Genomic DNA, 17,406 nt, shown 5'->3' with positions numbered 1-17,406 from the left:
TTCAAGGCATTTTTTCTATTATCTTTGCGGCTTTAAAAGCAGTTCATGGCAACTGGTTCATAGTTAATGGTAAAATAGTATTGCCATGATCCATGAACTATGATCTATGAACCCAAATACAAAACAACAAATGGGTTTACAATGTGGTATAGTAGGTTTGCCAAATGTGGGTAAGTCTACACTTTTTAACTGTTTATCAAATGCAAAAGCACAGGCGGCTAATTTCCCGTTCTGTACTATTGAGCCAAACGTGGGTGTTATCACCGTTCCTGATGAGCGCCTTACAAAGCTTGTTGAGATCGTAAATCCGAAGAGCATTGTGCCTAACGTTATCGAAATTGTTGACATTGCCGGCCTGGTTAAAGGTGCCAGCAAAGGCGAGGGTTTGGGTAACCAGTTCCTGGGCAATATCCGTGCTACAAACGCTATTATCCACGTTTTGCGTTGCTTTGATAACGATAACGTGATACACGTTGATGGTTCTGTTGATCCTATCCGCGATAAAGAGATCATTGATACCGAGCTGCAGCTGAAAGACCTGGAATCTATCGATAAGAAGATCCAGAAGGTGGAGAAAATGGCTAAAACCGGCGGCGATAAAGACGCTAAAAAAGCTTACGAGGTTGCTTTGGTTTACCGCGAGCACCTGTTGGCAGGTAAATCTGCCCGTACCGCCCCTGTTACCGAAGAAGATAAAGAATACATTGAAGACCTGCACCTGCTTACCGCCAAACCGGTATTGTACGTTTGTAACGTTGACGAAACCGCTGTAAACACCGGTAACGCCTATGTTGACAAAGTACGCGAAGCTGTTAAAGACGAAAATGCCGAGGTTTTAATTATCTCTGCACAGATAGAGTCTGAAATTTCTCAGCTGGATACTTTTGAAGAGCGCCAGATGTTTTTAGATGACCTGGGCCTAACCGAATCGGGCGTTAACAAGCTGATAAAAGCGGCCTACAAATTGCTTAACCTTGCCACCTACTTTACCGCAGGTGTACAAGAAGTACGCGCATGGACCATCACCCAGGGCTTTACTGCACCGCAGGCCGCAGGCGTTATCCACACCGACTTTGAGAAAGGTTTTATCCGCGCCGAGGTAATTAAATACGAAGACTTTGTAAAACACAACGGATCGGAAGCCGCCATTAAAGAGGCCGGCAAAATGGGCGTTGAGGGTAAAACCTACATTGTGCAGGATGGCGACATTATGCACTTTAGGTTTAACGTGTAAACAAAGCCCCCCAGCCCCCTGAAGGGGGAGCAGAATAGAAAGAAAATATCGAACATCGAATTTTGAATGATGAATTTAGAAGTAAGGATTCCTTTAATACTTCATCATTCGATATTCAGCATTCAGTGTTCGATATTATTATAAAAGAGGAAAAGCCCCGATCGGGGCTTTTCCTCTTTTATTTCTCACCACGCGTCATTGCGAGGAACGAAGCAATCTCTACACAGGCAGGTCGGCTCTGTATAGTTCGGAGATTGCTTCGTTCCTCGCAATGACGCGTGTGTTTACCTTTCGTTTTCAGGAAAATCCGAGCCCAGCGTCAGTTCCTTATACGCCTCAAAGTTTTCTTTCAGTATATCCAACTTCTCATTAGCCATATCGTAAGCCATTTTGCCTAATAACAGTCGTAGTTTGGTGTCACCATCTTCAACAGCATCAATAATAGCTTGCGAACCGCGTACAGGGTCGCCGGCTTGTTTGCCACTGCCCTCAAGGCTGGCTGCCATACGTTTGCCAACGGTGTCCTTGTAATCGTCTAATTTAGTTTCGGTGCGGGCGGTTGAGCGGCCTGCCCAGTCGGTACGGAACGGGCCGGGTTCAACCAGCAGTACTTTTATGCCCAACGATGCAACTTCTTGTGATAGCGACTCAGATAAACCTTCTACCGCAAATTTAGTAGCATGGTAGTAGCCGGTAGCCATGTAAGCCCTTAAGCCGCCTATTGACGAGAAGTTAACGATATGGCCTTTACGTTTCTCGCGCATGTGCGGTAATACTGCCTGCGTCATGCTGATCAGACCGAAAACGTTGGTCTCAAACTGATCGCGGATCTTATCTTCTTCCCCCTCTTCAATACTTGTAAAATAACCGTAACCGGCATTGTTCACCAGTACATCTATCTTACCAAATTTATCAAGCGTTTGCTTAACGGCGTCGGTTATCTGGCTTTTATCGGTAACATCCAGTTTCACAACCAGGCTGTTGTCTTCGTGCCCTTCGGCAAGGTCTTTAATTTTTTCAGGATCGCGGGCAGTGATCACAACATTGTAATCCTTATCTAAAAGTAGTTTTACCAGTTCGCGGCCAAAACCGGTAGAACAACCGGTAACAAACCAAACGGGTGCATTTTTATTTTCCATAGTTTTATAGTAGTTGATTATTACAACCCCAGGATACGGGCAGCGGTTTGGCCTAAGTATAAATGTTTTGTCAGCGCGGTATCATAAATAGGATATTTTGTAAACTTAGAAATTCGTATCCGTCTAAATGTCGTTTATAGTATAAAACCGATTAAGACACGCTATCATGTTAAAAAAATCAGCATTATTTATTTTGACCATATTGTTTGCAGCCTCAGCTTTCGCTGGCAACAAACCTAACGCACCTGTGGCTGCAGCTAAGCTGGATACGGCTACTTTTGCTACCGGATGCTTCTGGTGTACCGAAGCTAAATTTCAGCAGCTTAAAGGCGTTAAAAGCGTCACCTCGGGCTTTAGCGGTGGTAAGGTTGCGCACCCAACTTATGAGCAGGTTTGCACCGGCACCACCGGCCATGCCGAAGCCTGTAACATTGTTTATGATCCGGCTGTGATCAGTTACGATGAATTGCTTGAGGCCTTTTTTGTAGCCCACGACCCTACCCAGCTTAACCGCCAGGGTAATGATGTGGGTACACAGTACCGCTCGGCCATATTTTATCACAACGCAGCACAAAAGCAAAAAGCCGATTATTACATTGCTAAGCTGAATGCTGCAAAGGCTTATAAAAGCAATATTGTTACCCAGGTAGCGCCTTTCAAAGTATTTTACAAGGCTGAGGATTATCACCAGAACTACTTTAACCAAAATGGCAGCCAGCCGTATTGTAAGTATGTGATACAGCCCGAACTGGAGAAATTTAAAAAAGTATTTAAAAACAAGTTGAAAAGCTAATGAAGCATTTATTTATAGCCCTGGCCATGTGCCTGGGCGTTACTGCCGCATCGGCACAAAACTTAAAGAGCAATAAAGGGCACGCCAACAACCCTTATTACTCTAACACCGATACCAAACATTTAAACGTTACCAATGCCGAGTGGAAAAAGATATTGCCGCCCGCATTATACGCCACCGCCCGCGAGGCCGATACCGAACGCGCTTTTACCGGCAAGTTTTGGAACGCTACTGCAAAAGGTACTTATTACTGCGCGGTTTGCGGCAACAAGCTTTTCCGTTCTGATGCCAAGTTTGCCAGCGACTGTGGTTGGCCAAGCTTTTTTGAGCCATCGCGCAAGGATGCGGTGAGGTACAAAACAGACCGTTCTTATGGCATGGACCGTACCGAAGTACTTTGCGCCCGTTGCGATTCGCACCTTGGCCACATCTTCGATGACGGCCCAAAACCTACCGGCAAGCGCTACTGCATGAACTCGGTATCGTTGGATTTTGAACCGGATGGATTAGGGAAGTAAAGCCCCACCCAACCCTCCCCTGAAGGGGAGGGCTTTAGAATACAAAAAGTCCTCGCCGGTTTGGAGAGGACTTTTTTTGTTTGGATAGTTTACTTACCCCACGGTACTTCGTGCGCTACCCTCTTTGTTTCGCAAAGAGGGTGAGCTTCTCCCCTTTACACATCATTGCGAGGAAGCGTAGCGACGTGGCAATCTTCGGTATACAGAGCCGATCTGTAGATTGGGGATTGCCACGCTACGCTCGCAATGACGCGGTGTTGTATAAATTCCCTTAGCTGGCGCACGCGTGCCGCATGTGTCGTTTGCAGCGAAAAGAAAATTCTGTCAATTCTGATCCGGACGACTTGCGTTAGTGATAGCAGCGGATACCGGCCTTGCGCCTAAAGCCTGTGCGCGTATGAGCGGATAGCACGAGCCCCGATATATATCGGGGCAACGCCAAAAGCCTTTCACCGATATTCCCAAAGCGTAATTGCAAGGCACGAAGCAATCTCTTTAAGCAATTCCATCATACACGGCGTTAACTTGTCCTGAAGAGATTGCTTCGTAACTCGCAATGACGCGCTTTTATAAGTTGGGTGGGGCTTAAACGCAAAAAGCCCGCAATTTGCATCGCGGGCGTTTTGATTAAATTAAATTATAAAGAACGCGTGAAAAAGAATTTCCATTAGAATGCGTAGCGTAAGCCAAACTGCATCTGCCAGCGTGAAGCGAACAGATCAACAGAGTAAGGCAGTCCCGGATCTGCGAACGTATATTTCGGATACGTTGTTGCAGCATTCGCGAAACTTGGTGTACCCGCTTTTACAGGGGTTAAACCAACGCTTGATGTTGAGTTATAAGTGTTAGCAGAGAAATAGTATTGACCCCATTTCTTGTTTAACAGGTTGGTAAGGTTAACAATGTCATACGTAAAGGTGATAACTTGTTTACGTTTACCGCTACCAATTTTGAAATCCTGCGCAAAGCGGAAGTCTAACTGGTTGTTCCATGGTGTAAAGGCCTCATTACGTTGGGTGAAGTTACCACGGCGCGATGAAAGGTATTTGCTGTTATCAATAAATGCATCAAAAGCTGCTGCCTGTTGCACTGCAGATTGTGCAGGTGATGTACCGGTAGCCGGGATATCACTGAAGAAGTTAACAGTTTCGCCTTTTTTAGGGATGTAAGCTAAGCTAACTTGCTGGCCGGTACCGTCAATTGCGTTAGGGTAAAAACCATAAGTGTATGGGTTACCAGATTGCGAGCTAAAGAAGAAGCTGAAGTTAGCAGTCATGTTTTGCGCAGCATCCCAATCATGTTTAAAGTTAAGGGTTGATACGATGCGGTTGCGAATATCAAAGTTTGAGTTAGCCAGGCCGGGGTTGTTAGGGTTTAAAGCCTGGTTTAGCTGCCAGTTTGATTCCATTGAGTTACGTATACCATTGGTAACATCTTTTGAGTGACCGTAAGTGTACGCTACCGTAAAGTTTAACGCGTTATTTGGGTTAAACTGGGTATTTTTAGCAACCTGCGCTGTTACGCTGTAACGGTAACCCTGGTTAGTGTTTGATAACAGGTAAGCGTTGGTGTACGATGAATTTACCTTTTGGTTGATAAATATTGGCTGTTGGTGCTGGGTATCATACGGGTAGTAAGTTACCTGGTCAACAGTGTTTACCTGCTGGAACTTTAAGTCGTGGATAACTTTGGTGTAGATACCTTCAACAGTAAATCTCCATTGGTTGGCAGTAGTGTAATCTAACGCTAAGCTGCTTCTCCATACCTGTGGCATTTTAAAGTTGTTATCAATCAGATCGACCTGAGTTGGGCCAGTCGCTGAAGTGTTAACGGCAGGAACTTGTTTGTTAACATAGTTCAACTCGCCGTTTGGTGCAGTTTGTACCGGGTTTGTACCGGGGCTGCCTGCAGCTTTCACGTCATAAGCACAGTAGGTTTTACCGTTGTTGTAGAAGGCGTAACCAAACCATGCAAACGGAACACGACCGGTAAACAAGCCACTACCACCACGTAAAATAACGCTCTGGTCGCCGTTGATATCATAGTTAAATGATACGCGCGGGTTAAACTCATAGTTATTTAAGTAGTTCTGCTTAATGTCTTTAGGTTTTGTGTAGTTGAAAGTTGTACCGTAGTGCGAATCAACCGGGGCGTTAGTGGTTTTATCACTTAGTGGTTGTTTGTTTGGCACATTAGCATAATCAACACGTAAAGCTGCAGTTACTTTAAAGTTATCAGTTACCTGTATCTCGTCCTGGCCATATAAGCTAAGCAGGTTAACTTTAAACTGTGCTGATGGGTTATTTAATATATAGTCGCGGGTATTATTAATGTAGTTAAAGTTTGTACGCACACGGCTTGGGTTGTTAGCCACAAAATCTTCAATGCTGTTGTAAGCTACACGGCCGTTCCATGCATTTACAAAGTTGTAAGTGATGTTGTAAAACTCGTTGTGTGTACCAAAAGTGAAGTTATGACGGCCCTTAGTCCAGGTAAGGTTATCAGTAAATTCAGCAGTTTTTTGGTGCATGTCAAATATCGCAGCCTCGCGGTCGGTACCCATAAATATGGTTGTACCCGGTTTACGGCCCGTGATCTCAATCTGTGGTAATGACGGATCAGAGTTAGGGTCACGGAAATCGTGTACGTTTGAGTAACCTAATACCAAACTGTTATTAACCGTGTTTGACAGTCTTGATTTTAACTCGGCAACGGTTGACGTTGAGTTGTTATGAGATGTATAATCAATACCGCTGAAACGGAAGTTCTGCTGATCGCGCTCAAGGTTAGTAGCCGTTGAGGTGATGGTATTGTTACGGATAGTTAACTGGTTAAAATCGCTAATGTTCCAATCTAAACGGTTAAAGAACTTGTTTGATTTAGAGTAAATATAAGTATCCCTGTAAGTACCCGGATCAATACCGTTTGTAAATGCTTTGAAAGCCGCTGTAAGTTTATCACCATCAGCCTGGCTCAGGATGTTTGCCGCACCATTATGGTCAAGTCCTCTTACTACAGGATCCTGACGACGGGCTAACTCCTCATTGGTAAAGAAGAATAATTTGTTTTTGATGATAGGTAAACCTAAACGGATACCGGTTTGATAATCATGGAAAGTGCTTGGCAGTTTTGAGCCATCGCCGCCTGCAGCTGCTGCAGCATTGTTAGGGCCTACTAAAAAAGCACCACGGCCGTAACCATAAATAGCACCGGTAACATCATTTGTACCGCTGCGGGTTACTGCGTTTATACTACCACCCAATACGTTACCAATTTTAATATCATAAGGAGCAACCAAAACTTGTATATCCTGGATAGCATCTAACGAAATTGGGCTTGTGCGGGTACTGCTACCAACCTGTCCTGATGCGTTGTTTTGGCCACCTAATGACGGGCTGAAACCGATAGCATCGTTATTGATGGCACCATCAAGTGTTACGTTGTTGTAACGGTAGTTGGTACCCTGGAACGAGTTGTTATTGCTTTGCGGAGTAGTACGGGTAAGATCCTGCAGGCTACGGTTAATAGTAGGCATGTTGCGGATCTGGTTTTGGCCAATGCGGGTACTTGCTCCGGTTTTTGAAGCGCCGGCAACCACACGCACCTCTTTAAGGGCTGTAGTTTCGTCTGCTAACTGGAAGTTGTAAGTAGCGCTACCAAGTGATAGGGTAACATCATTGCGCTCATCTTTTTTAGAGCCTACAAATGTAGCCGAAATGGTGTAAGGGCCACCCGGGTTAATGTTTGGGATGGTGTAACGGCCATCGGCATTGGTTTGCGAGCCGTAACGGGTGCCGGTGCTGTTATTTAAAACAGATACCGTAACACCAGGCATTGATTGGCCGCGTTGGTCAACCACTTTACCGCTAATGGTAGCAGTGGTGATCTGTGCGTTAGCCGCTGCTGCCAGGAACAGTGTAACAATGATCAGGTAAAACTTCTTCATTTTGGGGTATGTTATTTGACCACAAAACTCCGCCCATAAGATTACCCTTTTGTTAAGTGCTTATTAGAAGGACATTAGAATTTTATTAGAGATAATATTCAAGTATTTAATAATCAATTACTTATATTCTAATAATACATTAAGCCAATGTTAACAAAGCGCCTAAAACACAAAAGCCGCGCTTAATAAGCACGGCTTTTGTTAAAAATTGTTAATTATTTAGAGGCCGAAACCTGCATAGGGTTTAACCCGCTTGACTGCCCGCGAACAGGGCCGCCTTGTTTTTGCTTAAACAACTGAAACTTAGTTTTCTCAGGTGCTTTACCCCAGTAATTGTTGGTCTCGTCAATATCGGCAGTTTCGCGCATTGGGTCCAGCTTAATCGAGGTTACTTCTTTATCGAGGATGTAGAATTTAGAAGCATGTTTCTCGTTCAGTCTCCAGATCTGCACCGGGATACGGTCAACCCATTTGGTACCATCCTTATAGGTAAACTCAACAATAACCGGCATCACCAAACCACCTTTGTTGCTAAAGTTAAGCTCATAGAAGTATTTGTTCTCATACTTAGCTTTATCAGCATCATTCAGGTTCTCTACAAAAGGCTCAGGAGCAGGCTGCGCTTTCACCATTTTTTCAAACTTAGCGGTATCAACTTTTACCAGGCCACGGTCGTATTTCCAGTAGAAATCATGTGTAGCAGTATCAAGGTCTGTTTGGAATTTGATGTTCTTGTTGGTACGGTTACGCACTTTAGATATATCTTCAAACTCGTTTACAGCTGGTGGCGTAACTTTTGGTGTACCACGCTGGCGCATTGCAGGCAGCTTTGCATCCAGATCGGCCTTGGCGTATTTAACTGAATCCAGGGAGATATCTACCGGATCGGTACCATAGAACCACCCTCTCCAGAACCAGTCAAGGTCCTCACCGCTGGCATCTTCCATCGTACGGAACAAGTCGGCAGGTGTTGGGTGTTTAAATGCCCAGCGGCGTGCGTATTCTTTAAATGCATAATCAAAAAGCTTGCGGCCCATAATGGTCTCGCGAAGGATGTTCAACGCTGTCGCAGGTTTTGAGTAAGCGTTAGGGCCAAAACGAACAATGTTCTCGGAGTTGGTCATGGTTGGCTCCAACTCATCTTTAGGCAGCTTCATGTAATCAACAATGGTATAAGCCGCACCTTTTTTGCTCGGGAATTTGTTATCCCAAAGTTCTTCGGTCAAATACTCAACAAATGAGTTTAAACCTTCGTCCATCCAGGTCCACTGACGCTCGTCGCTATTCACGATCATCGGGAAAAAGTTGTGACCAACCTCGTGGATGATAACGCCTATCATACCGTTCTTGGTGCTTTCGCTATAGGTACCATCTTTTTCCGTACGGCCATAGTTAAAGCATATCATCGGGTATTCCATACCGTTTGATGCCTCTACAGATTGCGCTACAGGGTATGGGTAAGGGATAGAAAAATCAGAATAAGTTTTGATAGTGTGTGCTACCAAACGGGTTGAGTATTTGCTGTAAAGATTATAAGCTTCTTTACCATAATAGCTCATAGCCATCACATTACGGCCACCAACTTTGGTACCCATTGCATCCCATACAAACTTACGTGATGATCCCCAGGCAAAATCGCGAACGTTGTTAGCCTGGAAAACCCAGGTTTTTTTTGCAGTTGATGGTGCTTTTTCAGCCGCTTTTGCTTCAGCCAAAGTTACTACCTCAACAGGGGTGGCAGATGTTTTTGCTTTGTTGTAGCGTGCCAGTTTTGCAGGGCTTAATACAGCGGCATAGTTGATACATTCGCCTGTACCACCAATTACGTGATCGGCAGGAACGGTCATCTGTACACGGAAGTTACCAAAGGTTAGCGCAAACTCGCCGCGACCGGTAAACTGATGGTTTTGCCATCCCTGGAAATCGCTGTACACACAAAGGCGTGGGTACCACTGCGTCATGGTGAACAGGTAGTTACCATCCTCAGGGAAATACTCATAACCACCACGACCACCAACGGTCATGCGGTCAGATATTTTATAGTTCCAGTCAACAGTGAATACAAACTGCGCGCCCGGTTTTAGCGGAGCAGGCAGATCAACACGCATCATGGTTTTGTTGATGGTGTAGTTTAGCTTTTTGCCGGTGGCATCAACCAAACGGGTAATGTTATCGCCAAGACCGTTATCATAATCACCTGCACGTACTTCGGTTTTATCAACACCTTGCGTAGTGCTTGCCTTTGGCATGGTTGAACTGGTTTGGTAGCCGCTGTTACGTTGGCTGCTGTGCTCGTTCTCGTCCAATTGTAACCATATATAGGTTAATGGATCGGGCGAGTTGTTGAAATAGGTAACCGTTTCAGTACCGGTAAGCTTCAGATTTTTCTCATCAAGCTCGCACTTAATGTTGTAATCTGCACGTTGCTGCCAGTATTTAGCGCCGGGTGCACCGCTGGCTGTACGTTGTTCGTTAGGTGTACTAAGGATAGTGCCTAACTGCTCAAACTTATTACCGTGGTTACTGCCGGGGTTGTTTTGTATATCCTGCGCAATTGCTGCACCGGCTACACTCACCGTAAGTAGAAAGCTGGTAAATATTCGCTTCATGTTTGTATGTGGGTTAATGGATCAAATTTAAACTAAAAAGGCAACCTTTCAAGGGCCATTTGTACTGATAATGCAAATACACCGGCCGAGATAAAAAACACCCAGTCGCGGCGGGCGGTACGTAATATATTGATGAACAGCGCGGCTAACACCAATATAATGGCTACCACCACTATCTGCCCTGCCTCGAGGCCCAGGTTAAAGCCCAATAGCCCCCAGCCTATGCTTTGGTCTTTAGCCAGCATAATGCGGATACTGTTGGCAAAACCCATCCCGTGTATCAGCCCGAACAATAAGGCAAGCCAGTAATTTACATTAACGCTGCCGTTCTTTTTATTTACGCGCCAAAGGTTGTTAATAGCCGTAAGAAAAATGGTGCAAGGGATCAGGAACTCTACCCATTTGCTTGGGAACCTTATCACATCCAAAACACTTAAAGCCAGCGTAAGCGAGTGCCCGATGGTGAAGGCGGTAACCAGTATCAGTACCTGTTTTATATTACTAAAAGTATAAACCGACGCCAGCGCCAGTATAAACAGCTGATGGTCTAAGGCATCAGTACTGATAATGTGTTTCCATCCCAGCCCGAAATAAAAACCAATATCAGACATAATAAATCTTGAATGAAACCGTAAATTTAGCAGCTTTTAGCTATAAATGAACGCCATGGCCGCTATGACCTCTTTTTTAGGCAAATCTCTATTATATTGTTACATACTTGTTACACCGCTGTTTGTTAAAGCACCGGCAAAGGCAAATTTCCACCCGCTGCATGTTAGCACCAGCGATATCAGCTTTAACAGCACCGATAAACAGATGGAAGTAATATGTACCATTTTTACCGATGATTTTGAGTTGGCGCTGGAGAAACAGTTTCATACCAAAACAGATCTTAGTCGCGAGGATATGCACAAGGCAATGGATGAGCTGGTAAAAAAATACATTAATGCTCATCTGCAGTTAAAAGCCAATGCCACCGCCCTACCGCTCAATTACCTCGGCTTTGAGATCAATCGCGAAGCGGTAAATGTATACCTTGAATCGGGTAAGATAGCGCAGCCTAAAAGTATTGATGCGCAGGTAACCCTATTGCAAAGCCTGTATGATGACCAGCTGAACATTGTGCACATGACAGTGAACGGAAAGCGTAAGAGTACAAGGCTGGATGCGCCGGCGAAAGTGGTGAGCCAGACGTTTTAGAAGTTATCATATCTCCACGCGTCATTGCGAGGTACGAAGCAATCTCCCTTTTAGCATTTCATTAGGAATGGCAGTGAGTAATATGGATCGTCAGTGGATGTTACTTTCTTTTTTCCGCTAAAAAGAAAGTAACCAAAGAAAAAACTCGCGACTTGGTAACGCGCTATAACGGTTCTGCGTTAGCAATGCCTGTGCTATCCGCACGTTACACTATGTCGCATTTTTCGGTGGCGTTGGGTTCGTCACTGTTGTTATTTATATCCGCCTGTCATGCTGAGTAACGAAGCATCCTTAGCTGTACAGAGAACGCGATTAGATTCTTCGCTACGCTCAGAATGACAAAACATCACAATACAATCTGTCATTTCGAACGAGGAACGAGGAGAAATCCTGTTATTAATGCTAAGCTGAACTTACAGCTTAACAAGATTTCTCTTCGCTGACGCTCATTCGAAATGACATCCCTGTAGTATCACTTCCCTTTCGGCATCGTTATGGGGAAACTTGTTTCCCGTTTAGCTTCCTTCAACACAAACGTACTTTGCACCGATCCTAACGGCACTACGTTAAAAAGCTTCTTCATCAAAAAATCGTGGTAGGTATCCAGGTCTTTTACAGCTACACGCAGGAAAAAATCAAACCCGCCCGACATCTGGTAGCACTCCAGCACTTCTTCAAAAGTTATCACTTCCTCAACAAAATGGTTAAGGTTCTCGGCCGAGTGGTCGCGCAACTGCACCTGGGTAAAAGCCATCAGGCCGCGGTCAATCTTTTTATGATCAAGGATGGCTACATAGCCTTTGATGTAGCCTTGCTCCTGTAGTTTTTTAATGCGCTCGTAAATTGGCGTGGGCGTTTTATTGAGCCTTTCGCCAATTTCTTTGTTCGTAAGTCGGGCATTTTCCTGTAAAAGCTGCAGTATACGGATGTCGGTACTATCGAGTGAATTAAGCATGGGCAAAAATTTTATTCTAAAAGAAGACAATTCCGCCGCTATGGCCTGGAATAATTTTCCATTAAGATAGGTGTTTAAAGATTAAACATCCAAATTTATAAAATATTGCAGAACACATCGCTTTTAACTGCACCTTTGCACCACTCAATCAGATGGGAGTAGTTAACCCAATGGCCTGATAAGAGTTGATTAAGCTTTTAGCTTAAAAGAGTTAGTTTTAGTTTAGTAAATAGTTTAGTTAGTTAGACAAAGGGCTGCCACGACAAAACGTGACAGCCCTTTTCTTTTTTACTCAAATACCATCCACAAAAAAAGGCTGCTGCAACCACGCAGCAACCTTCCAGTATAGTTCAGATCAGTTAGTTTCTCTTAATAAAACAGCGCCATTTTGCGCGATGCCAGCTCGGTGAGTTTGCTCATGCCCGAGTTTTTTAACTGGCGCACCCGCTCTGATGAGATACCAAAGTTGAGTGCGATATCAATAGGTGTTAAGCTATAATCGCCTTTTAGGCCAAAGCTCAGCTCAATAACCGCACGCTCTTTATGGCTCAGTTGCGACATCAGTTGTTCAACATAATAAGTGCGCGATTCGGTTGCCATATCGCCAAAATCAACTTCTTCAGCGTTTGTTAAACGGTCTGATAGGGTAAAGTCGCTATCGTCGCCACCTATCGGGGTATCCATGCTAACGGTACGGCCGCTGTGCATTACCGAATCTTTTACTTTATTGGCGGGCACCTGCATGCATTCGGCCAGTTCTTCGGGGCGCGGGTCGCGTTGCAGTTCCTGTTCCAAAGCGCTTTCGTATTTGCGCATTTTGGTAAGCATATTGATATGATTATCGGGCAAACGCACGGTGCGGGTTTGCTGCGAAATGGCATCCATTATTGCCTGGCGGATGTACCATACCGCAAACGAGATAAACTTAAAGCCCTTGGTTTCATCAAAACGATGGGCGGCCACAATAAGGCCGGTATTGCCCTCGCTAATCAGATCGGCCAGCGGCAGGCCCTGGTGCTGGTATTTTTTTGCTACCGAAACCACAAAGCGCAGGTTAGCTTTCACCAGGCGCTCCATAGCAGCTTTATCCCCCTGTTTAATTTTGCGGGCAAGCAGCACTTCTTCTTCAACGTTAATCAGGTCTACCTTAGCAATATCTTTAAGGTAGCTCTCCACCACTTGCGATGAACGATCGGTAATCGTTTGAGTGATCTCCAGGTTTCTCATAAAAAATATCTATTTAAATGTACCGCCATTGGGTTAGCGTATACCGTTATCAAATAGTTAATTAGGTGATTGGTTAAAATCAAATGTCAGCATCAGCAGAAACACATGCTACTAAACTCTTAAACTTTGGATGATTAACCTGTTTATATGGCCTTTTCGAAATATTTTTCCAAAACATTTACCATTTCAATCTAAAAACAGAAAAAAAATCTTTGCAAGCTTATAAAAAAGGCTACAAAAGCATAAATTTTCGATACACTAAGCATCACAACAGCCAAAATTATCCTCAATTCAAAATCACTCATACAAACTTGTTTACAAGCGTTTAATATCCCTAAGTTTAACCAACACCAGGTTAAATAATATTGTATTTTATACACTAAGCATCATGAACGAGGTAAAAACATTAGGGCAGTTTATTATAGAAAAGCAGGCCGATTTCCCCTATGCTAAAGGCGAGCTATCGCGGCTGCTGCGCGATATTGGCATTGCCGCCAAAATTGTGAACCGCGAAGTGAACAAAGCAGGCCTTATGGATATACTTGGCCAGACAGGAAGCACCAATATACAAGGCGAGCACCAGCAAAAGCTGGATATATTTGCTAACGGGCAATTCATAAAAGCCCTTACCAGCGGTGGCGAGTGCTGTATTGTAGCATCGGAAGAGAACGAGGACATTATTGTTATAGATTCGCCTGTTGCACATAACGCTAAATATATTGTGGCAATAGACCCTTTAGACGGCTCATCAAACATTGATGTGAACGTAGCAGTGGGCAGCATTTTCTCCATCTACAGAAAGATAAATACCGATGCACCTGCTACTATTGTTGATGTTTGCCAGCCAGGCAAGCAACAGGTTGCGGCAGGATATGTTGTTTACGGCTCATCTACCATGTTGGTGTATACTACGGGCAAAGGTGTTAACGGCTTTACACTTGATCCGTCTATAGGCGAATTCTGCCTCTCGCACCCTAACATGCGTATCCCGGCTGACGGGTGCATCTACTCGGTTAACGAAGGCAATTATGTACATTTCCCAAAAGGCGTTAAGCAATATATTAAATATTGCCAGGTTGAGGATAGCACTACAAACAGGCCATACACTTCGCGCTACATTGGCTCTATGGTGGCCGATCTGCACCGTAATCTGATAAAAGGCGGCATATTCATTTACCCGGTTACGGCCCATGCACCGCAAGGCAAACTTCGTCTTGTTTATGAGTGTAACCCCATGGCCTTTATTGTAGAACAGGCAGGCGGCAAAGCAACTGATGGCCTAAACCGCATCATGGAATTGCCGGTGACAGAGTTACACCAGCGCTCGCCCATATTCATCGGCTCAAAAAATATGGTTGATATGGCCGAACGTTTTATGCATGATGCAGGCATACTATCTTTTGCAGAAGCAGAGCCCTTGTTAAGTGCGGGGTAAGATAACAGCATTCTGTTTACTAATACCTACCTTTACTGGATGACCATCGAAGAACGCATTAACGCCTCAGAGACCCGTATATTCAAAACTGTATTCCCCAACACCACCAACCACTACGATACGCTTTTTGGCGGCACGGCCATGCACATGATGGATGAAGTTGCCTTTATAGCTGCCACCCGTTTTAGCCGCCAGGTAATGGTAACCGTTAGCAGCGACAGGATAGATTTTAAAAAGCCCATACCGGCAGGTACCATTGTTGAACTGATAGGCCGTGTTAGTGAAGTAGGAAATACCAGTTTAAAAGTTAACGTTGACATTTTTGTAGAACAGATGTACGCCGAAGGCCGCGAGCTGGCCATACACGGCAGCTTTACTTTTGTGGCTATTGATGAGCATAAAAAACCGGTGCGCATTATTAAATAACACCACATCACGGCGCTTTCCTTAAAATGTATCTGCATTGCCTTGTTTTGTGCAAACCGCTTTGCGCAAATCGCCCCACTTTTGGATCAACAAAAAGATTCAAAAAAATGGCAAAGACAATTTTTATAACAGGCGCTTCACGTGGTTTTGGAAAACTATGGGCCGAAGCATTTTTAAAACGCGGCGATAATGTTGTAGCAACTGCACGCGACACCAACACATTAAATGATCTTACTGCAGCCTACGGCGATAAAATATTGGCCCTGCAGTTGGATGTAAATAACCGTGCTGATGTTTTCGCGGCTATTGAAAAAGCTACCCAAAAATTCGGCAGCATTGATACGTTGATCAACAACGCAGGTTACGGACTCTTTGGCGCTATTGAAGAAACTACCGAGGCCGAAGCCCGCGCACAAATTGAGACCAATGTTTTTGGTTTGCTATGGGTAACCCAAGCTGTTTTACCGGTAATGCGTAAACAAGGCCATGGCCATATCATCCAGCTATCGAGCGTAGTGGGTGTAGCAACCCTTCCCATCCTCGGTGTTTACAACGCATCAAAATTTGCGGTTGAAGGTTTAAGTGAGACTTTGGCTACCGAGGTTAAAGGTTTCGGCATTAACGTGACTATCCTTGAGCCAAACGGTTTTGCTACCGATTGGGCCGGCGCATCTGCAGCAAGCACTACCCCTATGGATGTTTACCAGCCGGTAAGAGATGCTTTCCAGGCCGGCTTAACCGACGATATTTTTGGTGTGCCCGAAGCCACTACCGATGCCGTATTAAAACTGGTTGATGCAGAAAATCCGCCGCTACGCTTATTCTTAGGTAAGATAGCCCTGCCTTGGGTTAAACAGGTATATGCCGACAGACTGGCTACCTGGGAAGAATGGAACGACGTTTCAGTTGCCGCCCATGGTAAATAATATTTGTTGATGAGTGATGATGCAGGGGCGGTAGTTGTGCGCCCCTGCATTTTTATAATTGCGTGACCGTGAATTATTTATTTAGCTCTAATTTTAACATATCATGAAACATTATAAAAGCCTGATTGACCTTAGCCGCATGGCTGGTGCCCCTGCCCCGCGCATCCCTTTAATGAATATTGTGGAATGCAACAAGGTATGCTCATTGGGCGAGGAAGAGTTTACCGGCGATTTTTACATGATAGGCCTTAAGCGCTTTGTATCGGGTATGTTTTTGTACGGGCGTACAAGGTATGATCATGATAACGGCTCCATGTCGTTCATAAAACCGCGGCAAGCTTTGGCTTTAAATAAGCTGGAGTTTGAGGAGAACGGCTTCCTGATATTCATCCACGAGGACTACCTTACCGGCCACGCCTTGTATAACGACATAAAAAAATACGGCTTTTTTGAATACGACGCCAACGAGGCCCTGCACCTGTCGCCACAGGAAGAGCAAACCATGTGGGACCTGTACCGCAAAATAGAAGCCGAGTACAACAATAACCACGATGAGTACAGCCGCGATATTATCCTTGGCCATGTAGATACCATCCTTAAATATTCGCAGCGTTTTTACAAGCGCCAGTTCATCAACAGGCAAAACCTGTCGGGTAATACGGTGTCTAAGTTTAACGATGCCTTATCTGCGTATTTTGATAATGGCTGGCTGCAGGAGAAAGGCTTGCCTTCAGTAAAACAGATGGCCACGCAGCTCAACATCTCACCGGGCTACCTCAGCGATCTGCTTAAACAAGAAACCGGCAAAACTGCTATCGAACTCATCCACCTTTTCCTGGTATCCGAAGCGAAGAACCTGCTGAAAGGATCTGACGATAATATTGCCGAAGTGGCTTATAAGCTCGGTTTTGAGAACCTACCCTATTTTTCCAGGCTGTTTAAACGCGAAGTGGGCTTAAGCCCGGTGCAATTTAAACGGAGCACAGTATTGAATTAAG

14 protein-coding genes are annotated in these 17,406 nt (G+C 44.7%); 8 read left to right on the top strand and 6 right to left on the bottom strand.

Annotated features, from left to right (window positions below; all coding sequences use genetic code 11):
• Positions 1-130: 130 nt before the first annotated feature.
• Positions 131-1,234, top strand: coding sequence for a redox-regulated ATPase YchF (gene ychF, locus D0C36_RS16880; RefSeq protein ID WP_117393595.1), 1,104 nt, complete (start codon positions 131-133; stop codon positions 1,232-1,234).
• 284 nt (positions 1,235-1,518) lie between these two features.
• Here the strand turns inward: ychF and D0C36_RS16875 are convergent, their stop codons facing one another.
• Entirely contained in the window at positions 1,519-2,373 is an 855-nt protein-coding gene (locus D0C36_RS16875; RefSeq protein WP_117392844.1) for an oxidoreductase, read from the bottom strand.
• A 166-nt stretch (positions 2,374-2,539) separates the two neighbouring features.
• Here D0C36_RS16875 and msrA point away from each other — a divergent pair, with 166 nt between their 5' ends.
• Together msrA and msrB are read left to right on the top strand one after the other, a co-directional pair.
• Positions 2,540-3,166: a peptide-methionine (S)-S-oxide reductase MsrA gene (gene msrA, locus D0C36_RS16870; RefSeq protein ID WP_117392843.1), complete on the top strand. Its 627-nt coding sequence runs from the start codon at positions 2,540-2,542 to the stop codon at positions 3,164-3,166.
• The gene (gene msrB, locus D0C36_RS16865; protein WP_117392842.1) at positions 3,166-3,684 is read left to right on the top strand and encodes a peptide-methionine (R)-S-oxide reductase MsrB; all 519 of its coding nucleotides are present in this window, start codon (positions 3,166-3,168) and stop codon (positions 3,682-3,684) included. The genes msrA and msrB overlap by 1 nt, the downstream gene beginning before the upstream one ends.
• A gap of 667 nt (positions 3,685-4,351) precedes the next feature.
• Here the strand turns inward: msrB and D0C36_RS16860 are convergent.
• The 3 genes from D0C36_RS16860 to D0C36_RS16850 form a co-directional block, all read right to left on the bottom strand.
• Positions 4,352-7,630: a TonB-dependent receptor gene (locus D0C36_RS16860; RefSeq protein ID WP_117392841.1), complete on the bottom strand. Its 3,279-nt coding sequence runs from the start codon at positions 7,628-7,630 to the stop codon at positions 4,352-4,354.
• A gap of 215 nt (positions 7,631-7,845) precedes the next feature.
• On the bottom strand, positions 7,846-10,239 hold the full coding sequence (locus tag D0C36_RS16855) for a M1 family metallopeptidase (RefSeq protein ID WP_117392839.1): 2,394 nt from the start codon (positions 10,237-10,239) through the stop codon (positions 7,846-7,848).
• 32 nt (positions 10,240-10,271) lie between these two features.
• Positions 10,272-10,850, bottom strand: coding sequence for a HupE/UreJ family protein (locus tag D0C36_RS16850; RefSeq protein ID WP_117392838.1), 579 nt, complete (start codon positions 10,848-10,850; stop codon positions 10,272-10,274).
• 55 nt (positions 10,851-10,905) lie between these two features.
• On the opposite strand from D0C36_RS16850, the gene D0C36_RS16845 reads away from it, so the two are divergent.
• Positions 10,906-11,439 carry a DUF6702 family protein gene (locus tag D0C36_RS16845; protein ID WP_147322027.1) on the top strand — a complete coding sequence of 178 codons (534 nt, stop codon included), beginning with the start codon at positions 10,906-10,908 and terminating at the stop codon, positions 11,437-11,439.
• A 472-nt stretch (positions 11,440-11,911) separates the two neighbouring features.
• Here D0C36_RS16845 and D0C36_RS16840 read toward each other — a convergent pair whose 3' ends face one another.
• Both D0C36_RS16840 and D0C36_RS16835 read right to left on the bottom strand, forming a co-directional pair.
• Complete coding sequence (locus D0C36_RS16840; protein WP_117392836.1) at positions 11,912-12,394, bottom strand: Lrp/AsnC family transcriptional regulator; 483 nt, start codon at positions 12,392-12,394, stop codon at positions 11,912-11,914.
• 369 nt (positions 12,395-12,763) lie between these two features.
• Positions 12,764-13,621, bottom strand: coding sequence for a sigma-70 family RNA polymerase sigma factor (locus D0C36_RS16835; protein ID WP_117392835.1), 858 nt, complete (start codon positions 13,619-13,621; stop codon positions 12,764-12,766).
• 388 nt (positions 13,622-14,009) lie between these two features.
• On the opposite strand from D0C36_RS16835, the gene fbp reads away from it, so the two are divergent.
• The 4 genes from fbp to D0C36_RS16815 all read left to right on the top strand — a co-directional run bounded on the left by fbp (position 14,010) and on the right by D0C36_RS16815 (position 17,405).
• Entirely contained in the window at positions 14,010-15,056 is a 1,047-nt protein-coding gene (fbp, locus tag D0C36_RS16830; protein ID WP_117392834.1) for a class 1 fructose-bisphosphatase, read from the top strand.
• Positions 15,057-15,095: 39 nt separating this feature from the next.
• A complete protein-coding gene (locus D0C36_RS16825; protein WP_117392833.1) occupies positions 15,096-15,482 on the top strand; it encodes an acyl-CoA thioesterase in 387 nt (128 codons plus the stop codon).
• A 107-nt stretch (positions 15,483-15,589) separates the two neighbouring features.
• Positions 15,590-16,408, top strand: coding sequence for an SDR family NAD(P)-dependent oxidoreductase (locus D0C36_RS16820; protein ID WP_117392832.1), 819 nt, complete (start codon positions 15,590-15,592; stop codon positions 16,406-16,408).
• Between the two features lie 103 nt (positions 16,409-16,511).
• Positions 16,512-17,405, top strand: coding sequence for a helix-turn-helix domain-containing protein (locus D0C36_RS16815; RefSeq protein ID WP_117392831.1), 894 nt, complete (start codon positions 16,512-16,514; stop codon positions 17,403-17,405).
• The last annotated feature ends 1 nt before the right edge of the window (position 17,406 follow it).

It is taken from the genome of Mucilaginibacter conchicola (genome assembly GCF_003432115.1).
GTDB classification, from domain to species: Bacteria; Bacteroidota; Bacteroidia; order Sphingobacteriales; family Sphingobacteriaceae; genus Mucilaginibacter; species Mucilaginibacter conchicola.
The sequence above is the reverse complement of the archived record's forward strand: the minus strand, read 5'-3'. Positions and strand labels throughout refer to the sequence as shown.